Here is a 25,678-nt window from a genome sequence, read left to right on the forward strand (position 1 = left end):
ATCATTTAATATTTCAAAATAAACTCCTGTAGATTTTCTGAACGTTCCAGAGTAAGTTTTTTCCTCAAACGGTACCTTGCAATCTCGACACCCCGTACTGAAATATTTAATAAATGAGCTATTTCCTTGGTAGAAAGATTCATTCTTAAATAAGCACTGAGCTTCATTTCCTGAGGTGTTAATTTGGGATAGTTTTCTTTTAACCGTTTAGTAAAATCACCATGGACCTGGTCAAAATGTATAGCGAAATGTTCCCAATCATCATCCGAAGCAATATTCTTTTCAATATTGACCATGATCTTATTAAGCTCTTTTTTTACTTCCTGATTTTTACTTCGTTTAATGATGGAACTAATATTATGCTTAATACTGTTTATAAAGCTATTTTTATTTAGAAGATGCATCGTTGAAGTAGCCAGTTCCTGGTTTTTGCTTTCTACTTCTGCCTTTAATTTTTCACTTTTAAGTTTCTCCAGCATTTCTTCAGAAGAACGAAGCTGGGATTCTTTTTGGCTTATTTCCCTTTCCTGGGTCAATTCCATTAAACGCTTTTCCTTTTTATGCCTTCTATCTATAAAATAAAATGTGCTTGCTATTATAAATAAAAGGAAAAATGTACCACTTATATAGGCAAAAGTAGTTCGATACCACGGAGCTACAATCACAAAACTAAATGAGTCTTCCTCACTTATCTGATCATAAATATTAATTGCTCTTACTTTAAAGGTATATGACCCTTCACGTAAATTAGTGTATTCTTTTACATTCGTTTCTGACCAGCTGCTCCAATCTTCATCATAATTTTCTAATTTATACTGAAACCTGGTATATTTTGAGCCCTGATAAAATGGTGCACTATATTCAAATTTGATTGAATTATGAGAATAATGATATTCAGGTATCTGCTTATCAGGTAAGTCAGGCTGAAGATTGTCCCCATCGTAGAAATATCCCGCGTAGACTACGCTGTCCTTCATGGTACTGGTATTATAAACCTTTCTAATCAAAGCATTAAAAGAGGCATTAGAGGGGTCTCCTCCCTGTTTTGTGTATAAAATAAATCCTTCTTTTGCTCCGTAAAGTACCTGGTTGGAATTTAATATTGACAAGTTTTGCAGATCGTCATTTAACAGACCTTTAAGCCTGTTGAAAATTTTAGTATTTTTTTCAAAAGTTCCATTTGACTGTCTCAACAGAACTCCAATTTCATTTGAAGATAAATAATAGATGTTACCCAATGGATCTTGCTCCATGATACTTATGTTTGATTCCTCATCAAAAAATTTTGAGAAATACTCATCCGGGGCGAATCTGTCAGTTTTTTCATTGTATGAGTAAATAGTAGTCTCAGTTGAAAAGATCAATCGCCCATTGATTTTCCATACATTTATCAGATAATTTGAAGGTAAACCTTTTTCTATTCCATAAAATTTAACCTGTACAGAATCAAGCTCATCATGAATATGTAATCTGTAAACTCCTTTATAACCATGAGTCATCCAGATATAGCCGGAATCATCAACTTCCATTACCCGAGAAGACTCATCAAATCCTTTCAATTTAAGAACAAACTTCAACGACTCACCTTCTCGTTTAAAAAGAAGTAATCCTTTGTATGTTCCACAAATAATATAATCCGGGTGATTTGGAAGTTCGACAAAAGTCCAGGCTCCCAGAACTTCCGAAATCTGTTCCACCTTTCTATTATTGATCAAAAATGTTCCTAAGTGATGGCCCATTAACAGGAAGTCATCAATTTCTTCTATGGAATAAACCTGTCCGCTTGAATTTTCAACAAATGAATAATTTTGAATAGAGGGATCAGTAATATTCTTCGAATAAAGACCATTATTAGTTCCCAGATAGATTACATCATCCACGACCATTCCATCATAGCCTGTTCCGGGGAGGTTCGATTGCTCACTGATAAGAGTAAAAGGAACAGTTAATTCAATTACCGAAATACCATTGTTATGTCCCACCCAAAGGTTTCCGTATATATCTTCAAAAAGTGAAAGTACAGTTCTGTTATTTAATCCATTTCCCTTATTTAGATAAAATAATATTTTTCCATTTGAATCAGTTATGTATAACCCTTTGTTCTGCGTCCCTATGGCCATATTTCCTGATGATAGCCGAATGGCAGTATTCACAGAGGCTGAAGAAAATATCTCATGATTTTCTTCATTCCACACTTTATACTTTGTTCCATCCCAGGTATAGACGCCGTGGCTACTAGTGAAAATCAGCAGGTGGTTATTTGCAATAGGAATAATTGAAGTGACTGCCTTACCCTTAAAGAACTCTCCTTTTTCAAATAGCTTAAGTTTTCCATTATCCAGATAAGTCAATCCATATTCAAGTTCATTAACAAACAAACGGTTATTAACAAAATGAAAATTTTCGGGAGCGTAGGTCGGCTCTATTATATCTGTTAATTGTCCTTCCTCATTAAATGTGAAAATTTGCCTGAAAGTACAAAAATATAAGTTTTCTCCATCATGAAATATTCTCCATGCTTCATCAAAATTTCTATATTTTTCAGGTAGGCTATCTGCAAGAGAAATAAATCTTTCCCCTTCTGGATTTGAAGGAACTATATATCCAAAATTTCCCTGAATAGCAACGTAAATTTTCCCGCCAGGGCCAATGGTAACGTCCCTCATTTTTGTTCCTCCAGGAACAACATAGCGATTCCAGGATTTGGCATCATACTCAAGCAGCCCAAAATTATTAGCTACATAGATAAGTCCCTCATTGTTTTGGGTGATCGACCAGTTTTGTATCCCTCCTTCATAATCCTGAGTAGAGAAGTATTTGGTAAAAGGCAATCCTTCCGCATTTTGTGCTGATGCGTTGAGAGAAACTAAAAATAATATTAAAAACAGGCTTCGCATTTTGATAGTAATCAATATCAGCAGGTCACATCACACATCTTAAAAACAAATTTTGATAAGATTCATTGATGTATTTTAACTAAATAAAAAAGAAAAAGTTTAAGCTCAAAAAAAAGGCTTTTAAATGTAATAAACAAACATTTTTGATTGAAATGATGAATAATTGTGAAATTCATAATTAAGCTGTGATGTAGTCATGTTGTATCTCTCTTTTTTGTTTCCTCTATAATAAGGAGTTATTTCAATCGATTGCAAAAAACGATTTGCTATAACGTTTTATAATTTTTCTAACCCTAATAAACTTATGAAAAGAACACTACTCATTCAGTTGCTGTTTATGCTGCTGGCTGTATCATCGTATGCACAGCAGACAGTAAGCGGAACTGTAACTGACAGCGACGGGTTTCCGATCCCTGGTGTTAACGTCCTTGAAAAAGGAACGAATAACGGAACTGTAACAGACATTGAAGGTAAATACAGTTTAACTGTACCTTCTGATGCAGTTTTGACCTACACATATATCGGATTCAACTCTCAGGAAGTGCCGGTTCAGAGCCGAAGCACTATCGACATCACCATGATGGAAGACATTACTGCTTTAAATGAAGTAGTTGTTGTCGGTTATGGTACATCTACCAAAAAAGAACTAACTGGCGCTGTAGCTTCAGTTAAAGGAGAAAGTATCGAAAAATTAAATGTCCCAAGGCTTGAAAACGCACTTCAGGGACAATTTGCAGGTGTAAATATCACTGCAAATTCAGGATCTCCAGGTGGAGGCCAGAATATTCGAATCAGAGGTTTCTCTACTTACCTTAATAACGACCCGCTTATTGTTGTAGACGGGGTAATTTATGATGCTCAGGGTTTAGCATCCATCAACCCTTCTGATATCGAATCAATTGACGTGTTAAAAGATGCCACTGCAGGAATCTATGGAGTGCAGGCAGCTAATGGTGTAATAATGATTACTACCAAGAAAGGTAAGAAGAACCAGGCTGCACAGGTATCATTTGATGGCTATTACGGTGTTCAGGAAACTTCAAATAAAATTGATGTTTTAAACGCGCGTGAGTATGCAGTTTTAAAAAACGAAATGGTTGTTTCAAACAATGGTACGCCAATTTTTGATAATACAAATCTTGGCGAAGGTACTGACTGGCAGGATGAAGTGTTTCAAACAGCTCCAATACAGAATTATAATTTAACTGTAAGAGGTGGAACAAACAAAAGTTCTTACTCGATAGGAGGATCTTATTTTGACCAGGAAGGAATAGTTGGAGGTGATAAATCTTCTTTTACCAGATATAACGGAAGAGTGAATTTCACTACAGATCTTACTGATAATCTGACATTTGAAAATGTTCTTTTATATGCAAATGAATATCGTAAAACATTACCTGAAAATGTAATTGGTTCAGTTTTATATAATGCAATAAATAACAGTCCTATTTTTGAAGTTTATGATGAAAATGGAGATTTCACCTATGCAGATGGAATTACTGACATTATAAATCCACTTGCTCAAATTGCAAATACCTTTAATGAAGCACGCACTAATAAATTAACAGGTAAATTGGCTCTTAACTGGGAGATCAATGAAAATTTCAGTGCTACGGGTAGATTTGGATATAACTGGGCAAATGTAAAATCGAGAAATTTTAACCCATTGGTATATTATGGCCCTCAAAAAGCTCAAAACACTGCCGATGATGCAGATTTAAATCCAAAAATGACGGAGATAGCTCCGGGTGTTTTAATTCCTCAGCTTAACAGTGTAACTCAATCGGAACAAAAATTCATCGATTACAACCTGGATGCCTTTATCAACTATGAGAAAACATTCAATGATGTTCATACAGTAAAAGGTACTTTGGGAACTTCTGTTTTTTCTCAAAGCAGCGAAGGTATTTTTGCTACTGGTTATGATGTTCCTTATAATTCATGGGAGTTTGCTTACCTGTCATTAATTGATGAAAAAAACTTCTTAAACACGAATGACGGATATCAAACTGAAGCCAGATTATTATCGTATTTCATCCGTGGTGAATACAATTATAACAACAAGTATTTGTTCTCTGCTATGCTTAGAAGAGATGGATCTTCAAAATTTGGTGCTAATAATCGCATAGGATATTTCCCTACCTTCTCTGGTGCATGGGTAATTTCAGATGAAGATTTCTTTAATTCAAGCTTCTTTGATTTCTTAAAATTGAGAGCTAGTTATGGTGTGTCAGGTAACGATAAATCATTAGACAATTTCACCTATAGAGCATTACTTGGTGGCGAAGGAGATTATCCATTCAACAACCAGCTTGCTAATGGCGTAGCTATTGGGACAGCTGGTAACCCTGATTTAAAATGGGAAGAAACTTCTCAATTTGATGTAGGACTAGACTTTGACCTCTTAAAAGGAGCGCTTTCTTTCGCTGTGGATTATTATATTAAGACTACGAAAGACCTATTATTCCAACCAGATGTATCTGCGCTTATCGGAACTTATGGAGCAGGAAGTGCACCACCATTCATTAATGCAGGAACTGTAAGAAATGATGGTTTGGAATTATCAATTAATTATAAAAAGAATATTTCCAATAATGTAAATCTAAGTATTGCATATAACCTGACGACAGTTAATAATGAAGTAACTGCAATGCCATCTGGACTAGACTACCTGGAAGGTGCTCCATTTAGCGTGGGAGCTAATTATGCAACAAGAATGGAAGTAGGTTACCCAATTGGTTTTTTCTATGGTTATAAAACTGATGGTGTTTTCCAGAACCAGCAAGAAATTGATAACTCACCTACTCAATTGGACGCATCTCCTGGCGATTTGAAATATCAGGATATCAATGGTGACGGTGTTATCGATTTTGGTGGAAATTCAGACAAAACCATCATTGGATCTGCAATTCCTGATGTTACTATGGGATTTAATTTAGGTGTTCAGGCTTATGGATTTGATCTTTCTGCATTTTTGTTTGCTTCAATCGGAAATGAAATTGTAAGAAATTACGAAAGACAAATACCGTTAGCTAACCAACTTGCATACAGAATTGATAGATGGACAGGTGAAGGATCATCGAATGAACCAAGAGTAACAACTGAACTTAATAGAAATAATGTTTTCTCAGACTATTTTGTCGAGGACGGATCTTATTTAAGATTAAAAAATATTCAAATAGGATATACATTACCTAACAGAATAACTGACAACACTGGTTTTGAAAATGTAAGATTTTATGTCGGAGCAAATAATTTATTTACTCTAACAGAATACAGAGGGTTTGACCCTGATATCGGATCTTTTGGTCCTTTGGGAGCTGGTGTTGACCTAGGATTTTATCCTCAACCTAGAACTTATATGTTTGGTGTAAACCTTAATTTCTAAGAACATGAAAATTAAAAATAAATTAAAAATATTTTTGTTTATGACATTATTTGCAGCTGCTTTTAGCTGTGATGATTACATAGACATCGAGCCGGAAGGTGAATTGGATGCTGAGAATTTTTTCCGCACTCCACGAGATTACGATAGAGCCTTAACTGGTGCCTATGACCTTCTTCAGACATCTTATTTAAGTATCTGGATAGGAGAAATAGCATCTGATAACTCACGAGCAGGTGGCGAAAGTCCATCTGACACTGAGGGTCTTCATCAAATAGATGCTATGTCACATGGTGGTATTAATGCTGAGTTAAGAAATATCTTCAGATGGAACTATTCAGGTATAGCAAGAGTAAACTATATCTTCGAAAATGAGGATAATCTTGAGTTTGAAGGTAAAGATCAGATAATGGCACAAGCTCATTTTTTAAGAGCTTATTATTATTCTGAACTAGTTAAATTCTTTGGTGATGTACCTCTCATCGTAGATAAAAGATTAGGTAATGATGAAGTTTCTTCGATACAGCGAACTCCTGCTTCACAAGTATATGCACAGATAGAGGCTGATCTTCTGGCAGCAGCAGAGGTATTGGATTGGACTAACCCGGTTAAAGGAAGAATTACTAAAGGTGCTGCACTATCATTACTTGGTAGGGTATATTTATACCAGGATAAATTTGATGAAGCAGCCACGGTATTACAACAAGTAATTGACGAAGGTCCGTACTCATTATTTCCTGATGTAACTACAATGTGGTTATTAGAGAATGAAGAAAATCAGGAAACTGTTTTTGATATCGAGTACGTTGGAGTAGAAGGTGGTAGTTACGGTTGCTTTGTTTGTCTGGAAGGATTTGCTGCCCCTGGATTTCATGGAATAAGACAATATTCTGGTCCAATATATGCAAGCGGAAATAGTTATAATGTTCCTACTGCAGACCTTTATAATTCATTTGATCCTGCTGACCTCCGTCGTGATGCATCTGTTTTGGATATAGTAGCATTTGCAGAGGCTAACCCGGGAGTAGAATATGGCACAGGAGACCAGCATACTGGTTATTTCAATAATAAGTACATCAAAAGACAAGGTGAAACAGGAGCTCCTGATGATGACCTTACAAGCCCGTTAAATCACCGAGTGATCAGATACGCTGACGTACTGCTTATGGCCGCTGAGGCTCTTAACAGAAAAGCTTCTCCTGATGACGCTACTGCCCGTGAATATTTAAATCTTGTTCGTGACAGAGCTGATATGCCTGAGATAACTGCTTCAGGAGCCGATCTTACAAATGCTATCTGGCAAGAAAGAAGATGGGAGTTTGCTGGTGAAGGTTTAAGATTCTTTGATCTGGTAAGAACCGGACAAGCAGCTAACGAAATTGAAGGTTTTGTCGCTGGAAAACATGAGTTATTTCCTATTCCTCAAGCAGAAATCGACTTAGCAGGTGCAGGATGGGAACAAAACTCAAATTATTAAACCCAAATATTTTTAGATCATGAAAAAATTATTAAATATATTCTTTATCGCTACCCTGGTTATCCTGGGTAGCTGTGAGGAGGAAGAATTCAGCCTTGGTAATCCTCCGAGCGATTCTGAAGCAGAATTCACTATTGAACCAAGTCCAACCGGAACAAACAGGTACATTCTAAGTACAAATTCTTCCGGTTTCATCAATAAATGGGACTTAGGTAATGGAGCCCCTGCAGAGGGAAGAGAAGTTGAAGCTTACTTTCCTTTCGCCGGCGAATACGAAATTTCATTAAGTTCTTATTTTAAAGGAGGATCAGCTAGTACTTCTCAGACATTAACAGTGGAGACTACCGACCCTGAAATTTGTAATAATGAAATTCTTACCTTATTAACTGGTGGATGTGAAAGCCCTGAAGGTAAAACCTGGGTAATCGATGCATCTCGCTCCGGACATTTTGGAGTGGGACCAACAAATGAGTACTATCCTATTTGGTACGAAGCAGGAGCTTTTGAAAAACAAGGTGGTGGGTTATATAACGATGAATATACCTTCGTACTGCAAAACTATGTTTTTGATCAGGAAACCAATGGTGATATTTATTTAAATGGTGCACAAGCATCTAACTTCCCGGGTGCTTACGAAAACCCTGATGTAGGGGATTTTACAGCGCCTTATACAGCTCCTGAAAACATTAATTATGCTATTTTTGTAGGTCCTGAAGGATATACTAACATAACCTTTAATAATGGTGGTTTCATTGGATATAATACTGGTGTTTCGACTTACCAGATTATTTCAATCGAGCAAAATGAAATATTCTTACGGTTTAAAGATGCTGCAAACCCTGATTTAAGATGGTACCATAGATTAATCCCTGCTGATTATGAGCCGGTTTCAGCTGATTTCTCTTATGCAACATCGGGTCTTGATGTTACTTTTACTAATAATTCTTTAAATGCAACTACTTACCAATGGGATTTTGGTGATGGAAACACAAGTACTGCTGAAAATCCAACTCATTCTTATGCTGCTGATGGAACTTATACAGTTACATTAACTGCATCTGGAAATGGAGAAGAGGCTACCTTTACAACTGATATATCGGTTGTTTCTATTCCAATAGCATTCCCAATTACCTTCGAAGATGGAGATATCTTGTTCGGTGGATTTGGAGGTACTGTATTTAATGTAATCGATAACCCTGATCCTTCTGGAGTTAATACTTCAAGTCGTGTGGGGGAATACATCAAAGGAACTGAAGGCAGCTGGGCTGGAATTGAAATTACTTTAGATGAAACAATTGATTTCACTAACAATTCTACCTTAGCTATGAAAGTATGGTCTCCTGTTACCGGTAGAGCATTGTTTAAAATAGAGGTAGTTGGAGATAATACTCAATTTGTCGAAGTTTTTGCTGATATCACAGAAGCAAATACATGGCAACAACTAACATTTGATTTCAGTGGAGCTGAATCAAATAAATATGGTAAAATTGCTCTATTCATGGACTTCGATAATAATAATGGAGGAACTTTCTATGTTGATGATATTGGTTATTCTGTTGCAGAATCTAATGAATTGACTCTTGAGGCTTTAACAGGTGGTGGATCAAAATCATGGGTATTAAAACCAACAGCCGATTCATTTGGAGTAGGACCAGCAAAAGGAAGTATGGAATGGTACCCTGGATGGGGAACTGATATTTCTGGTCAAAGACCTTGCTTATACAATGATGAATATATCTTTAAATCAGGTGGCCAATATGAATATCAAACTAATGGTGATATTTTCGGTGAAGGATATATGGGCTTTGCAACTGATGAATGCACCGATGCTGCAAATTTAGTCGGTACTGATGCAGAAGCCTGGGGTTCTGGAATACACTCTTTCTCTTTGGAGCCTGCGACAGAGTCTGAGCCAGCTTACATTACAGTTAGAGGAACTGGAGCTTTTATCGCTCTTCCAAAAGCTTATAATGGTGGAGAATATGCTTCAGCACCTCCAAATATGGATCAAACTGTAAGGTATGAAGTTTTAGATTATACCAAAAATGCATCTGGCGAGGAATTAACCATTACCATCGATGTTTCAGAAGGTGAAACAGGCGGTGCTTATTGGTCTTTCGTTCTCGTACCTAATAACTAATTAATAATAAACCGGTGGCTTTTTGGCCACCGGTTATAATACTTGACCTCATGAGAAAAATTTTAAGTCTGATACTAGTAAGTGTATTATTTTTGGCGTGTGAAGAAGAAAGTAGCGGACCTTCTGCTCAGCCACCTTCGAATCTTGTTGTAACTGTAGATAAAACTAATATAGCAGAGGGTAAAATAGCTGTTGAGGCAACTGCTGATATGGCTAATTTCTATCAGTTTGATTTTGGTGATGGAAGTGGCCTGGTCAGGGATGAAGACGGTAAAATAACTCATACTTATGCTGAAAATGGAACGTATACTCTTGAAGTAAGAGCTAACACTACTACTTCCGTTTACATTAACCAAACTGAAGAAATCACTGTAGAAAAAGGCGATGTGGTAATACCAGATGAAGGTTACACTACTCCCCTTTCCTATGATGGCTATACTCTGGTATGGCAAGATGAATTCGATGGATCTGCTTTATCTTCAGACTGGACTCATGAGATCGGTACTGGCTCAAACGGCTGGGGAAATAATGAACTACAATATTACCGTAGTGAAAACACCACCGTTGCAGATGGATATTTAACTATTGAAGCCAGAAAAGAAAATTTTAGTGGTCAAAATTATACCTCTTCCAGAATTGTGACTATGGGTAAACAGTCATTTCAATATGGAAGAATCGATATAAGAGCTACTTTACCTGAAGGTCAGGGAATCTGGCCAGCGCTATGGATGCTGGGATCTGATTTCCCAACTGTAGGATGGCCTTCATGTGGTGAAATAGATATCATGGAAATGATCGGAGGACAAAACAGAGAAAATACAGTTCACGGAACTGTTCACTGGGATAATAATGGGAGTCATGCTAATTATGGTGGAAGCCATACACTTTCAAGTGGCACCTTGTCTGACAAGTTTCATGTGTTTACTATAATATGGGATAGCACTTCAATCACATGGTATATAGACGATTTCAAATATCACGAAATTGATATAACACCTGCTGGATTGAGTGAATTCCATGATAAGTTTTTCTTTATTTTCAATGTTGCAGTAGGTGGAGACTGGCCACAAAAGCCTGATGCTACAACCACTTTCCCACAGCAAATGATCGTAGATTACGTACGCGTTTTTCAGGCTAACTGATTACCAAGAGACAAATGAAATACAAACACATACTTATACTGACCTTTATTGTGTCTGGTATTGTAGCAATGACTTATCTCACTAACGAAGACACAGATAGAGATAGTGTTGCAAATAAAAAAATTGACAGTTTGCTGAATTTAATGACCCTTGAAGAAAAGATCGGTCAATTAAATCAATATTCTATAGGCCCGGAGCTAACTGGCCCCGGAGCTAAAGAAGGTAACCAGCAAATCAGGTATGAACAGCTTAAATCAGGACAGGTAGGTTCGGTATTGAACTTACTGGGTGCTGAACAGGCATATGAAACCCAGAAATTCGTTGTAGAAAATACAAGACTGGGTATTCCATTAATTTTTGCCTTTGATGTAGTACACGGATATAAAACCATGTTCCCCCTTCCATTGGCTGAAAGTTCTTCATGGGATCTTGATCTAATGGAAAGAACTGCCGCAGCAGCGGCAAAAGAAGCGGCTTCTGCTGGAATACAGTGGACTTTTGCTCCAATGGTAGATATTAGCAGGGACGCCAGATGGGGACGTGTAATGGAAGGAGCAGGTGAAGACGCCTACCTCGGTAGCGAAATCGCTATTGCTAGAATTAACGGATTTCAGGGAAATGACCTTAGTGATATAAATACTATAGCCGCTTGTGCAAAGCATTTTGCCGGATACGGATTTGTAGAAAGCGGAAAAGATTATAACAATGTTTATTTAGGTAAGCATCAGCTATTGAATACTATTCTGCCGCCTTTCAAGGCGGCAGCTGATGCTAACGTTGCCACTTTCATGAATGCCTTTAATGATATTGATGGCATCCCTTCTACAGCAAATGATTATTTATTAAGAGAACTTCTAAAAGGAGAATGGAATTATGATGGTGTAGTGGTTTCTGACTGGAACTCGATCGGTGAAATCGTTACTCACGGCGTCGCTGCAGATAAATATGAAGCTGCTGTAATGGCTCTGAATGCGGGTAGTGATATTGACATGGAAGGCACCGCTTATATTGACAATCTTAAAAAAGCTGTTGAAAACGGAGATGTCAAAGAAAAAGATATCGATGATGCTGTGCGGAGAGTTCTGAAATTAAAATATGATCTCGGTCTTTTTGATGATCCATATAAATATTTTGATTCAAAAAGAGAGGAAAAAACTCTTTTTAATAAGGAGCATCGCAAACTTGCACATGAGGCAGCTCTGAAATCGATCGTTCTTCTTAAAAATGAAAATAACCTGTTGCCTATTAAAGAAAAAGAACTCTCTATAGGATTGATCGGTCCATTAATGAAAGATAAAGACAGTCCCCTGGGTAACTGGAGAGGTGCTGCAGACAAAGGTACAGCAGTATCCTTATACGAAGGAATTGTGAAAAGCTTCCCAGATGCTAATATTGATTATGCAGAAGGAGTTAAACTTTCAATTGGACCTAATAACTTTTTTAATAAAACAGTTATTGAGGAAGAAGACAGATCCGGATTTGCTAAAGCCATCCAGGTTGCTAAAAATTCTGATATAGTAATTGTTGCCATGGGTGAAACGGCCTATATGTCTGGTGAAGGAAGAAGCAGATCTACCCTGGATTTACCGGGATTACAACCAGAATTATTAAAAGAGCTAAAGAAAGTAAATGATAATATCATTTTGGTTCTTATGAATGGCAGACCTTTAGCTATAAGTTGGGAAGATGAAAATATCCCTGCGATAGTTGAAGCATGGCATCTTGGACATGAAGCTGGTAATGCTATAGCAGATGTACTTACTGGTAAATTCAACCCATCAGGAAAATTAACAATGACTTTTCCTCGCTCTGTTGGTCAGGTCCCTATTTATTATGACTACAAGAATACAGGACGACCTTCATCAGGTCCTGACCAGGTATTTTATACTCATCATAATGACATAGATCCTAGTCCTTTATACCCTTTTGGTTACGGGTTAAGCTATTCAAAATATGAATATAGCAACCCGGTGATATCGAAAGATAAGATAGGAATGAATGACACTCTTCAGATTAAAGTGATGGTAAAAAACACCAGTTCTATAGACGGTGAAGAAATCGTGCAACTTTATACACGAGATATCACTGGAAGCATAACAAGGCCGGTAAAGCAGCTTAAAGGCTATAAAAAAGTCGCTATTAAAGCAGGTGAATCGAAAGAGATTAATTTTGAATTAACAACTGAAGATCTGGCTTTCTATACCAGAGATTTTGATTACGAAGCCGAACCTGGCGAATTCCAGGTAATGACCGGACCAAATTCCAGCGAATTAAAGTCCGCCAAATTTAAACTGATACCAAATGAAACAGATAACCTATAATGTAATAATCCTTTTCGTTACAGCCCTGGCTATTTCATGTGGAAATGGAAGTTCAGAACCTTCTCAGGAGCAAAAGCAGCTAGTTTGGCATGACGAATTTGATTATACCGGAAGCCCGGACCCTGAAAGATGGGATTATGATCTGGGAGATGGTTGTCCAACCCTTTGCGGATGGGGAAACAATGAAGTGCAATATTATACAAAGAATAAGGAGAATGTAAGAGTTGAAGATGATCAATTGATTATCGAAGTCCATAAAAACAGGGATGATGAAAAAATAAAATATTCTTCTGCCAGGATAAAAACCAAAAATAAAGGAGACTGGAAGTATGGTATAATAGAAGTAAGAGCGAAGCTACCCAAGGGAAAAGGGACATGGCCAGCTATTTGGATGTTACCAACTAACTGGAAATACGGAAACTGGCCTGCTAGTGGCGAAATTGATATTATGGAACATGTAGGTTATGATCATGGCACTGTTCACGGTACTGTTCATACCACAGCATATAACCACAATAAAGGTACGCAAAGAGGTGACTCATTAAGAGTGGAGACAGTATCCAATGAGTTTCATGATTACGCTGTTAAATGGAGTCCGGAAAAGATTGAATTTATGATCGATGGGAAAGTATACAATACTTTCGAAAATGAAAATAATGGATCTGACACATGGCCTTTTGATCAGGAATTTCACTTGATCCTCAATGTAGCCGTAGGAGGAAATTGGGGAGGAAAGCATGGAATTGATGATTCTGTTTGGCCTCAGAAAATGATTATAGATTACGTCCGGGTATATGAGATTATAAATAAAGAAGAGTGATCCTGTAAGTTTGGGTTTATTGTTGAGGGATCAACCGTTGAGAGGCACTTCTTTGTAAGTGCCTCTTTTTTATTTATATGAAAATCGCCTAACTTCGTCATTTTAAAATAAATTTAAAATTATCGCATGCATCAGTCTGTGCTTTTAATTATCGCGGGAATAATCGGATCAACTGTAACTTATTCACTTCAAAAAGCAGGTCTCAATGCGATACTTTCATCCGCTATTGTAGGGCTTTTCGCTGGTTTTTTGGGTCAATATACATCTCATTCTAACGTCGCTGCGGCCTTATTCTGTGGCTCTTTTGTAGGTATGACTAGTATTAACCTTATGCCTATAATGGCGGTTGCCATTGCTGGAGGCACCAGTGGTTTTATCTATTATTATACTCAAAGCCTTTTTAAAGGATTTGGAGGGAAATTGGGAACAATCGCTTTCATTAGTGTAGGCTTCACATTTATCCTTCTCTTATTCTCTAAAAAAAATATTGCAAAACTGGGTAAGCTATTAAATAATAAGCAATAGGATATGCTTAAAAAGTTATTAAAATAATTAGCCATAGAAATAATATTTATTAATTATCTTGAGCCCTTAATTAAATTATTAAACCAATATCAAAACCAAATAAAATAGAATGAATGTAAGCCAAACATTAGCTCCTGCCTCCAAAATTATTATGACTTTAAGTGCTTATGTTTTAGGGATCTCAGGGCTCTCACTTTTATTTTTTCCAGAAGAAATCATGGAATTCCTGACACAGAGCAATCAAAATGCAATTTTACTTCAAATCATAGGAGCAGCATATTTTGGATTTGCCATGTCAAACTGGACTGCTAAACATTCAATTATGGGAGGAATTTATGGCCGGGCAATTCTTATCGGAAATCTATCTCATTTTATGACAGGAGGTATATTAATAACTAAATATTATCTGAAAACATCCAATACAACTTTTTTAATTATATCAATCGTGTATATCCTCTTTCTAATAACTTTTGGATACTTATTCATGAATAATCCTAAAACAGTTAAATAACATTTACATATAAGAAAAATATTTAAGATCACTAAAGGTATTAGCCTATATGCTAATACCTTATCAAAACGAGAATTATAAAAAAAATCAAATAAGAAGAAATTCATTGAAATGTTATATTCTACTAATTAGAAGGTACGATTTCATATTAGCTAAACAACTTATTATCAATATATTATAATATTTTTCGTTTATTCCTCATCACCCATATTGCGGTATTTTTATATTAATTCACATAAAAGTACCATATATCAATTGTATTATTAATAACTCTTCGGTTTAAAACATCCTCATAAAAAGAGCAAATCATTAAACTATTAAAATTTCACACCTTAAAACTATCGCTATATAACAATAGATACTACTTTATTTAAGATATCACTCAGTTAAAATTGAAAAATCCCCCAATTTTTAACAAAGTGGACTTTATTAAAATAATTATATTTACACGCTATTTAAAACGATATTGAGCGGTATTATATATTTTTATTAATAATATTATTAACTATATTTATATAGTAATAGTTAGATCTAGCCTCGGTTAATTTTATTAAACCAAACCACATACTTATGTTAAAAATTTACTTAATGGCATTCTGCCTGATTAGCTTTATCGCAATCGGGCAGGATAAAGATGTAACCGGTTATGTTACCGGTGAAGGAGGCGATGGCATACCTGGAGTTAACGTACTAATAAAAGGTACAAGCTCAGGTGTAGTCACAGATATTGAAGGTAGATATACGATAAACGTACCTTCATCTGAATCAATTCTTGTTTTTTCATCAATTGGTTATGTTACACAGGAAATTCCTGTTGGTTCAAAAAGCACCATCGATGTAGTTCTTCGTGAAGACATCCAAGAGCTCAGTGAGGTGGTGGTTACTGCTATGAATATTTCCAGAGAAAAAGCATCCCTGGGTTATTCACAACAAACACTTGATTCTGATGCCGTAAGCAAAGTAAAAGAAACGAATTTCATTAATTCGCTTTCAGGAAAAGCCGCGGGTGTTAATGTAAGACAAAACAATACCATGGGAGGATCAACAAATATCCTGATCCGTGGTAATTCTTCATTTACAAACAATCAGCCTTTATTCGTTGTTGATGGAACACCGATTAATAATGCAACTGAAAACGAAGAAGGCCAGATAAATGGCCGGAATGGTTATGATTATGGAAACCCTGCAGCTGACATTAACCCTGAAGATATCGAGTCAATGTCAATATTGAAAGGTGCTGCAGCTACTGCGCTTTATGGCTCAAGAGGTCAAAATGGCGTGATTCTTATTACAACCAAAAAAGGCGCTGACAGAAAAGGTATAGGTATTAGTGTAAGTTCAGGATTTACTATAGGTACTATTGACAAATCTACTTTTGCTGAATATCAAAAACAATATGGTGCCGGTTATGGAGCTTATTATGGCTCTACAGGATATTTTAATGATCTAGATGTTGATGGTGATGGTGTCGATGACCTTGCCGTCCCTACTACTGAAGATGCATCCTTTGGCGGAGCTTTCGATCCTTCCTTAAATGTATATCACTGGGATGCTTTCGTTCCTGAGTCTGATAATTACCTTACATCACGTCCGTGGGTAGCCGGTGCTAACGACCCGGTCGAGTTTTTTGAAACACAAACCATATGGGATAATACAATAGCCCTTTTTGGTGGAAATGAAAATCTCACATATAGAGTTAGTTATACTAATGTTTCTCAAAATGGTATTCTTCCTAATTCAGAAATGACAAAAAACACCATTAACTTTAATGGAAGTGCCAAACTCAATGATAAGCTAACTACTGATATTTTCTTTCAATATAACAGAAATGATGTTGTCGGCCGGTACAGTACTGGTTATTCCGATAATCTCATGTCACAATATAGGCAATGGTGGCAAACAAATGTAGATATTAGAGCCCAGGAAGATATTTTCTTCCAAACTGGAAAAAACTACACCTGGAATGCTGCAGATCCTACTTCTGACCCAACAAGGCCGATCTATTGGGACAATCCATACTGGACAAGGTATAAGAATTTCAATTCAGACCTTCGAGACCGCTTCATTATGAAAGTGGGTTTAAATTATCAAATAGTTGATTGGTTAAGCCTGAACCTTAGATTTTCAGGAGACATGTACAACTGGCTAAGAGAAGAACGTAGAGCGGTGGGTAGTGTCCCTGCTGAATTTACTGTAAATAGACTGGAAGTATCTTCAGGCTATCAGAAATACACTATTGATAGTGAAGAGTTTAACTACAATGCGATATTGAATGCTAATAAACAAATCAATGAGGATTTAAGTATTGCTGGTTTGTTGGGTTTCAACTTGAGAAGAGAAAATTATGATTTCATATGGGAATCAACCAGTGGAGGGCTTGCAGTACCAGATCTATATAGTTTAAGCAACTCCTTATTTCCAAATCCTTTCCCTGACGAGAGATTATGGCAGCGAGAGGTATATGGATATTTTGGTAATGTTAATATCGGATGGCAAAACACATTCTATCTGGACGGTAACTACCGAATAGATGTTACTTCAACCTTACCAGTAGAGAATAATCAATATGACTATTGGTCAGTTGGTATTGGATATGTCTTCTCTGAGATGTTTGACATTGATTGGATGGATTTTGGCAAATTCAGAGCCAGTTATGGTACCGTTGGTAACGACACAAGACCTTTAAGAGTTAAACAAACTTATGAACGGATAAATAATTTTGGAGGAGCGGTGCTTACTTCATTGCCTGATGAAAAGAACAATGATCAACTTAAACCAGAGTTAACAAAAGAATGGGAAGTTGGTCTGGCCCTTACATTATTCAGACAAAGATTAAATTTTGACCTGGCTTATTATGACCGAACAACTGATAACCAGTTAATGGCTGTGAAAATCTCACAAGCAACTGGTTATGATGGTATCTTCATTAATGCCGGAGAAATAGAAAACAAGGGTATTGAGTTAATGATTGGTGGAGACTGGATCAAAAATGCAGACTGGAGATTTAATACGACAGTAAACTTTACCCGAAACAGAAGTGAAGTTAAATCTCTGATCGGTGATGTTCAAACTTATGTTTTTGCATCGTACCAAAGTGGTGTAACCTCTAATGCACAAGTAGGCCAACCATTCGGCGTATTAAAAGGTACAGGTTACCAGTACATCAATGGTCAGCGTGTAATTAATTCTGATGGGTATCCTGTCGCAGTTACTGATCAAATTATTGGGGATCCAAACCCGGACTGGACAATGGGTATAAACAATACCTTCTCGTACAAAGCACTAGCCTTAAGTTTCCTCATCGATATCCAAAAAGGTGGTGACATTTATTCTCTTGATATGCACTATGGTAGAGGTACAGGATTATATCCTGAAACAGCGGGCTTAAATGATCGTGGTAACCCGATAAGAACCCCAGTTGCAGATGGCGGTGGCTTTTTATATGAAGGAGTTACCGAAGCTGGAGAACCCAACACCACATATGGTGAAGCTTTAGCATATAATGGTGCTTTCTATTGGGGTAATGATGATTATAATCCAAACATAATGACTGTTTATGATGCTGGTTTTGTGAGATTAAGAGAATTATCACTGAGCTACACTTTCCCAAAAAGTATGTTTGATAATGTGCTTCAACGGTTAAGTCTTTCATTTGTTGGAAGAAACTTGTGGATTATTGATAAAGACCTTCCATATGCAGACCCAGAGTCAGGATTAGGTGCAGGTGTAAGCCAGGGTTTCATTACCGGGGCCTACCCTACTGTAAAAACATTCGGATTCAAAGTGGATGCAACTTTTTAACCAGTTAAATTAAAAAAGTCATGAAAAAAATAATTTCTATACTCATATTAGTCGTCTTTGCATTTGCTTGCGACGACAGATTGGATGATTTAAATACGGATAAAAAGAATCCAGAGGTGGTCCCTGCTTCTTCCTTATTTTCAAATGGATTGAAAAATGGATTTGATATTCTTAATAGTATTAATGTAAATGAGAATGTTTTTAATCTCTATGTTCAATATTTTACGACAACTACTTATCCGGAAGAAACCAGATATAATCTAACTTCGAGAACAATTCCTGAAAATTTCTGGTTTGCTATTTACGTGGATGCTCTTTCAGATATGAATGAAGCTAAAAAACTGATTAATGAAGATCTAAACAATGAGCCTCTTAATCCGGAGGAACTAACAAATCAGATAGCAGTAATTAATATTTTCGAAGCGTACATGTATCATACCTTGGTCGATGTATTTGGCAATGTCCCTTTTACAGAAGCCTTAGACCCTGAAAACATCACCCCTGTTTACGATGATGCAGAGGCTGTTTATGATGCTGTCCTTTCAAAAATTAATACGGCGCTAGGAAATCTGGATGAATCAAACCCGGCTTTTGGGTCTACACAAGACATCTTGTATCATGATGACCTAAGTAAATGGATGAAGTTTGCGAATACGCTTAAATTAAGAATTGGAATGCGATACGCTGACTTAAATCCAAGCAGATCGGTCTCTTTAGTCAATGAAGCTCTTGCAGCTGGGGTATTCGAAAGCAATGAAGATAATGCAGCTCTACAATACCTTAATGTGGCTCCTAATACAAATCCTGTCTATGAAGATTTGGTATTAAGTGGAAGACAGGACTTTATTCTGGCCGAAACGGTTAGTAACCTGTTAAGTTCCTTGCAAGATCCAAGAATTACCGAATATGCTACACCTGTTGCATTTGGTTACAAAACTGATGACGATAACAATAAGCTTGATTCAACAATTGTTGATTCTCCCGGCTATTACATTTTATGGGAAGCAGTTGATGGTTCTGATTCTCTTACATGGAGAGAAGGAACATTTACAATTTCCGCTGCAGATGCAGATCGCAACCCAAGAGTTTACAGAGGTGGATTAATCGGAGAGAATAATTCATATGTTACTCATGCTAAAGTTGGCCCATCACTATACGCGGATCCTTCACTTCCCGGAACTATAATGAGTTATGCAGAAGTTGAATTCTTATTAGCCGAAGCTGTTGAAAGAGGCGGCTATAATGTCTCCGGAACTGCTGAAGAGCATTACAATGCAGGCATTGAAGCATCTTTTGATCAATGGGGAGTCGAAGGTTTTGAAGATTATATCGTACAGCCAGATGTAGCTTATACTACAGCTGAAGGTGACTGGAGAAATAAAATTGGACGACAACTTTATTTAGCACTTTATGATATGGGAGTAGAATCTTGGAACTCATGGAAGAGGCTTGACCACGATGTGTTACAACCTCTTTATGGAGATGCTGAAGTTACAGTTCCGGTAAGGCTTACTTATCCATTGATTGAAGATCAATTAAATGGTGAAAATGTATCTGCAGCCTCTCAGGCCATTGGTGGAGATGAAAAAGATACAAGAATCTTCTGGGATGTAAATTAATGCCATTTAGCCAATACATAACAGCCGGTAGAAATACCGGCTTTTTTTATGCTCTACAATGAATAATTAATCTGAAAAATCGAAATTAAGAACTAATTCAATGAGCAATTTCTAATATAATAGCTATATTAAATACACACCAATTAACCCAATTAATAGATGTCTATAGTTCATGTTACTATTGCCGGAGGAGGAACTCTTGGTTCTCAGATTTCCTGGCAAACTGCTTTTAGTGGATTCAATGTTGTTGTGTATGATGCTTTTGATTCGGGAATCGAACAGTGTAAAGATCTTCATGATCGGTATTCCAAAATATATCTGGATGAAATGGATGCCTCACAAAATCAAATAAAAGAAACTTACGATAGACTGTCTTATACCACTAATCTGGCTGATGCTGTCAAAGATGCAGACCTGGTTAGTGAATCTATTCCTGAAGATCCAGAAATAAAAAAAGCATTTTATAAAGAACTTGCTGTTGTTGCTCCGGAAAAAACTATTTTCACTACCAATTCTTCGACAACAATTCCCAGTATGTATGCAAGGGAAACTGGAAGACCAGATATGTTTCTGGCACTACATTTTGCAAACCAGATCTGGAAAGCTAACATTGGTGAAGTAATGGGACATAAAGACACAGATCCTGAAATATTTGAGATTGTTGTACAATTTACCAGAGATATAGGAATGGTCCCTATAATACTTAAAAAAGAACATTCCGGCTATGTAATTAATTCCTTGCTTGTTCCCTTCTTAACAGCTGCAATAGATCTTATGGCTAATGATATCGCTTCTCCTGAAGATATAGACAAAACCTGGATGATCGGCATGGGCGGACCAATAGGACCTGCTGCAATTATGGACATGATTGGAATGAAAACAGTTTATGACGTATGCAAATTAATTGATAAACAGGAAAATACTGAAGAGTCTTCCAAACGAGTAAAATTTATCTACGAAAATTTCATAAAAGAAGAAAAAATGGGAATGATCGTGGGCGAGGGAATATATTCCTATCCAAACCCGGATTTTACAAAAAAAAACTTCCTTAAGTGATTCTTTATATCCCCTGAATATAAAATTTATAGGGTGAATAAAAAATATTACATCAATGCAATCTGACTATAAAGCCAAACTCTTCTGTATACTAACATTGAATTAAATCATTTAAAATAGTATTAAATGACGAGTTTTGACCGCCATTTAATCTAAATGAATTGAATCCCTTCATAACTTTTATTTTTTTGGGATTTTCTGTCTTCATAAAGCTTACATTTATTGGGCCCATCTTACATATTATGGCTGATATATCAGTTATTGGGGAAATTGCAGGAAATTTTTTAAATCAATTATTCCTTTATCATGAAATTACTTTTTGAACACGAAAAAGCAGATCTTTACTTTAACCAGGAAACAAATTCAATAGAACTTATCTGGAAAAAATACCAGGATGCAGACACTTACAAATTATTGTTTACAAAAGGGATCGAATTTCTTAAAGAATTTGGAGCAACCGGATGGTTATCAGATATTAGAAAAGAAGGGGTTGTGGGTCCGGCATCATCGAGGTGGTTACAAGAAGAAGCAATTCCAAAGGCGATTGGGAATGGATTATCTAGAATTGCTGTTGTATTAGATTCCGATATTTTTAAGCAAGTTTATATTGGAAGTATCAATAAGAAAACTGAAAATAAAATGATGAACCATTTTGATTCATTAGAAAGTGCACGAGAATGGTTAGCCTTATCTGACTCCTCTGTGGAAAACGCTAAATAAAATAATTAGCAGGGGCTCCCTCCTGCTTTTTTTCTCCCTCCCAATAGTTAAAAAAGTAAAGACAAAATTCTCATTTTCATCCCAAGCATTAATTGTTATTTTAAAACATTAATCAAAAAAATAATGACTGCTTCTCTTTAAACCTGGTTTACTTCAATTAAATTTAAGTTTATGAAAATAGACAATTATAAGCAGGCAGAGGAAATATGGATTAATTACCAAAACGGGTTGAAAGGTTATCTTGTAAAAAAAACAGGCGACCAGAACGTTGCAAATGATCTTACCCAGGAGGTTTTAATTAAGCTATATAATTCATGTTGTTCAGATATTGAAATAAAAAATATCAGATCATGGATCTTTCAGATCACTCATAATCTTTTCCTCGATTCAATTGATTCAAAATTATCCATTACCTCTGATTTTCCCGATAAACCGGAAAATTCTGAAGACGATCATCTATGGAAAGAAATGGCTGAATTGGTTCTGCCGTTATTAGGTTTATTACCCGAGAAGTATTCAGTTCCATTAAAGATGGCAGATATTGATGGTATGAAACAGTCTCTTATAGCGTCTAAACTAAACCTGACACTAACTGCTACTAAATCAAGAATCCAGCGCGGGCGAGTATTATTAAAAGATCAAATTTTATCTTGTTGTAAAATTTTAAAAGATAATTCTGGTAGAATAATTGAATTTAAGGTCAAAGATTCCTGTACTCCCCTGAAAAAATAATTTATTTTTTTTGCGTCTTTTTTCAATCTTCTCAGTCTTGGTAATAAAACTTAAAATTATGAGAAGATTACATGTTCACATCAGAGTTAAAGACCTTTCAGAAAGCATTTCTTTTTATGAGGCAGTATTTAATTCAAAACCTGATATTACTAAATCAGATTATGCAAAGTGGATGTTAAATGATCCGCTGGTTAATTTTGCTATTTCAACCGGCAAATCAAACCCTGGAATCGAACATCTGGGCATTCAGGTCGATTCAAAAAATGAACTCGAAGAAGTATACTCAAATTTAAAAAAGGCGAAATCTATAATTAAGGAAGAAGGTAAAACTACTTGCTGCTATTCAAAAAGTATTAAATCTTGGATTACAGATCCTCAAGGAGTGGATTGGGAGGTGTTTTACACTCACGGATCTTCAACTGTATATGGTGAGGGTATATATGCACGAAATGATGATCAAGAATTAACAGAATCAATCCCAGATGCTCCAATAAAAACATGTTCGTCAACATGTGCAAATGATTAACATGAACTACAGGCAGAAGAAAATCTTCTGCCTGTAGTTTTTTTTGAAATAATTATATTTAAAATAAATATTATTATAAAATTAACTAAGAATTAGGTAATTTATTATTAGATCGTGTCTCGCCGGTTTTAATGAAAATAAATGTCTGAAATTTATTGTCTTTAGAACCATGAATAAAACTCTAAAAATAACAATTACCGTACTGCTTCTCATTAATATCATTTGCAGTGTAATCTATTTTGTAGACCTGAAACTATTTCTTCAACTAGCAAAAGAAGATGGTCTGGTTGAAAACCTTACTGCTATAACCTGTCTGATCTTTTCTCTTTTATTACTTTCCAGGTATATCAAAGTTTCAAAAGCGAAAAAAGCTAAATGGAAGTTTTTTAATCTGGTAATGATTTTTGCATTGTTTTTTGTTTTTGGTGAAGAAATATCATGGGGTCAACGTATTTTCTCCATTGAATCGAATGAATTCTTCCTGGAAAACAATAAACAACAGGAAACCAACCTTCATAACCTTGAGGTTCTTGGCATTGGGATTAATAAATTAATTTTTGGTAAAATGCTGACTATCATTTTTGGCATTTATTTTTTATTCGGATATATAATCTATCGTAAAAACACCGCTATAAGAAAAATAATTAATGAATTTGGTATTCCTATACCCAAAGCATCTCAAACTGCTGTTCTTTTGGGTATTACTGCTTTGGTAATGTCTATAGCCGATTCAAAAAAATGGGAATTGTGGGAATTTACCTTTAGTGTGATTCTACTATGGGTTTTTGTTGATCCTTTTAATGTCGAGGAAAAGTTATTTTATACTAAAAAAGATCTTCCTGTCAAAAAAAGACTACGAATATATCCTCCGACAACAATAAAAGTTTCATAATATTCCAACTTAACCATATAGCATAACATTTTGAATGCTAAGGATTCCATTCGAAAAAATTGAAATAATTCATCAATTTGTTATTTTGTGCTATTGACAAAATAATATGAAATACCTGAAATTATTTTTTAAAGTTTTTCTTTCTATATTTATACTTCCTTTGATTTATTTTTTAATCGCCATCATTCTCACCTGGATACCTGTTAATAGTGATTTTGATACTTCAAAAGGAGAAAACCAGATTTATCTAAGTACCAATGGAGTACATGCTGATATAATAATTCCTATCGAGTATTTTGATTCTGATTTCATAAACCAGCTTGATGCAGATCCTTCTGTTAAGTATTTATCATTTGGGTGGGGAGATCAAAATTTTTACCTGAACACTCCAACCTGGGCTGATCTGACATTTAATAATGCTGTTAAAGCTCTTTTTATAGACAGTCCTACTCTCATCCATCTGACAAAGTATTCCGGGATATCTCAACATTGGGTAAGAACCCATGTTAATCAAACCCAACTTGAAAAGTTGAAATCTCAGATATTAAATTCATTTGAATTTAAAAACGATAAACTACAGGTTCTTGAAGGTGCAGGATACCATTCAAATGATAATTTTTATAAAGCAACAGGTAGCTATAATTTGTTTAATACCTGCAACTCCTGGACTAACAAGGTCCTAAAGAACAGTGGATTAAGAGCCTGTGTCTGGACACCGTTTGATTTTGGCATTATAAATAAATATGAATAATCTATCTTTCATTCTTATAAACCCACCATCCAGCATAGACCAATAATACCTGAAGTCCAAGTCTCATTATTGCTATTATCTTATTTCCGGTTACGGGATCCTCTCTAAATACATCCCAGATATGAAGTGGTAAAAATGCTAACATCAAACCTGCAAACGCAAGACCACCGAGCTTTCTGAAAGTCGGTATAAAAAATAAAACACCAATTAAAATTTCTACAACACCCGCCCCAATGTTGGCTATATTATTTGCAATAAAGGGTGGGATCATTTCAATATAAATTTCCGGATGGATCAGATGATTTATCCCTCCTAAAACCATAATTATTCCAAGTATCCAGGGTAGAGCTTTTTTCATATCTA

Annotated in this window: 18 protein-coding genes; 16 read left to right on the forward strand and 2 right to left on the reverse strand. The window is 35.9% G+C overall.

Translation table 11 applies throughout. The features are described 5' to 3' along the window. Positions 1 to 5: 5 nt before the first annotated feature. Entirely contained in the window at positions 6 to 2,897 is a 2,892-nt protein-coding gene (locus OO013_RS02645; protein ID WP_266055060.1) for a ligand-binding sensor domain-containing protein, read from the reverse strand. A 304-nt stretch (positions 2,898 to 3,201) separates the two neighbouring features. Here OO013_RS02645 and OO013_RS02650 point away from each other — a divergent pair, with 304 nt between their 5' ends. From OO013_RS02650 to OO013_RS02725, 16 genes are all read left to right on the forward strand, one after another. Beyond that, the gene (locus tag OO013_RS02650; RefSeq protein ID WP_266055061.1) at positions 3,202 to 6,285 is read left to right on the forward strand and encodes a SusC/RagA family TonB-linked outer membrane protein; all 3,084 of its coding nucleotides are present in this window, start codon (positions 3,202 to 3,204) and stop codon (positions 6,283 to 6,285) included. 40 nt (positions 6,286 to 6,325) lie between these two features. After that, on the forward strand, positions 6,326 to 7,759 hold the full coding sequence (locus OO013_RS02655) for a RagB/SusD family nutrient uptake outer membrane protein (RefSeq protein WP_266055062.1): 1,434 nt from the start codon (positions 6,326 to 6,328) through the stop codon (positions 7,757 to 7,759). Between the two features lie 19 nt (positions 7,760 to 7,778). After that, entirely contained in the window at positions 7,779 to 9,899 is a 2,121-nt protein-coding gene (locus OO013_RS02660; RefSeq protein ID WP_266055063.1) for a PKD domain-containing protein, read from the forward strand. Positions 9,900 to 9,949: 50 nt separating this feature from the next. Next, on the forward strand, positions 9,950 to 11,041 hold the full coding sequence (locus OO013_RS02665) for a glycoside hydrolase family 16 protein (protein ID WP_266055065.1): 1,092 nt from the start codon (positions 9,950 to 9,952) through the stop codon (positions 11,039 to 11,041). Between the two features lie 14 nt (positions 11,042 to 11,055). After that, positions 11,056 to 13,362: a beta-glucosidase BglX gene (gene bglX, locus OO013_RS02670; protein ID WP_266055066.1), complete on the forward strand. Its 2,307-nt coding sequence runs from the start codon at positions 11,056 to 11,058 to the stop codon at positions 13,360 to 13,362. Further along, entirely contained in the window at positions 13,343 to 14,182 is an 840-nt protein-coding gene (locus tag OO013_RS02675) for a glycoside hydrolase family 16 protein (protein WP_266055067.1), read from the forward strand. The genes bglX and OO013_RS02675 overlap by 20 nt, the downstream gene beginning before the upstream one ends. Positions 14,183 to 14,308: 126 nt before the next feature. Beyond that, positions 14,309 to 14,707: a hypothetical protein gene (locus OO013_RS02680; RefSeq protein ID WP_266055068.1), complete on the forward strand. Its 399-nt coding sequence runs from the start codon at positions 14,309 to 14,311 to the stop codon at positions 14,705 to 14,707. Between the two features lie 109 nt (positions 14,708 to 14,816). Then, positions 14,817 to 15,218, forward strand: a complete 402-nt coding sequence (locus tag OO013_RS02685) for a hypothetical protein (protein WP_266055069.1) — start codon at positions 14,817 to 14,819, stop codon at positions 15,216 to 15,218. A gap of 570 nt (positions 15,219 to 15,788) precedes the next feature. Then, positions 15,789 to 19,019, forward strand: coding sequence for a SusC/RagA family TonB-linked outer membrane protein (locus tag OO013_RS02690; protein ID WP_266055070.1), 3,231 nt, complete (start codon positions 15,789 to 15,791; stop codon positions 19,017 to 19,019). Positions 19,020 to 19,039: 20 nt separating this feature from the next. Next, positions 19,040 to 20,638, forward strand: a complete 1,599-nt coding sequence (locus OO013_RS02695) for a SusD/RagB family nutrient-binding outer membrane lipoprotein (RefSeq protein WP_266055071.1) — start codon at positions 19,040 to 19,042, stop codon at positions 20,636 to 20,638. A 159-nt stretch (positions 20,639 to 20,797) separates the two neighbouring features. Next, positions 20,798 to 21,694: a 3-hydroxyacyl-CoA dehydrogenase gene (locus OO013_RS02700; protein WP_266055072.1), complete on the forward strand. Its 897-nt coding sequence runs from the start codon at positions 20,798 to 20,800 to the stop codon at positions 21,692 to 21,694. A 306-nt stretch (positions 21,695 to 22,000) separates the two neighbouring features. Continuing rightward, positions 22,001 to 22,414 carry a hypothetical protein gene (locus OO013_RS02705; RefSeq protein WP_266055073.1) on the forward strand — a complete coding sequence of 138 codons (414 nt, stop codon included), beginning with the start codon at positions 22,001 to 22,003 and terminating at the stop codon, positions 22,412 to 22,414. A 171-nt stretch (positions 22,415 to 22,585) separates the two neighbouring features. Beyond that, positions 22,586 to 23,146: a sigma-70 family RNA polymerase sigma factor gene (locus OO013_RS02710; RefSeq protein ID WP_266055074.1), complete on the forward strand. Its 561-nt coding sequence runs from the start codon at positions 22,586 to 22,588 to the stop codon at positions 23,144 to 23,146. A 58-nt stretch (positions 23,147 to 23,204) separates the two neighbouring features. Beyond that, the gene (locus OO013_RS02715) at positions 23,205 to 23,672 is read left to right on the forward strand and encodes an ArsI/CadI family heavy metal resistance metalloenzyme (RefSeq protein ID WP_266055075.1); all 468 of its coding nucleotides are present in this window, start codon (positions 23,205 to 23,207) and stop codon (positions 23,670 to 23,672) included. 169 nt (positions 23,673 to 23,841) lie between these two features. Further along, entirely contained in the window at positions 23,842 to 24,564 is a 723-nt protein-coding gene (locus OO013_RS02720) for a hypothetical protein (RefSeq protein ID WP_266055076.1), read from the forward strand. A gap of 106 nt (positions 24,565 to 24,670) precedes the next feature. Further along, a complete protein-coding gene (locus OO013_RS02725) occupies positions 24,671 to 25,315 on the forward strand; it encodes a DUF2459 domain-containing protein (protein ID WP_266055077.1) in 645 nt (214 codons plus the stop codon). A 1-nt stretch (position 25,316) separates the two neighbouring features. Here OO013_RS02725 and OO013_RS02730 read toward each other — a convergent pair whose 3' ends face one another. Then, a complete protein-coding gene (locus OO013_RS02730) occupies positions 25,317 to 25,673 on the reverse strand; it encodes a DoxX family protein (RefSeq protein WP_266055078.1) in 357 nt (118 codons plus the stop codon). Positions 25,674 to 25,678 lie beyond the last annotated feature (5 nt).

This window comes from Mangrovivirga halotolerans, from assembly GCF_026241165.1.
Taxonomy (GTDB): Bacteria; Bacteroidota; Bacteroidia; order Cytophagales; family Cyclobacteriaceae; genus Mangrovivirga; species Mangrovivirga halotolerans.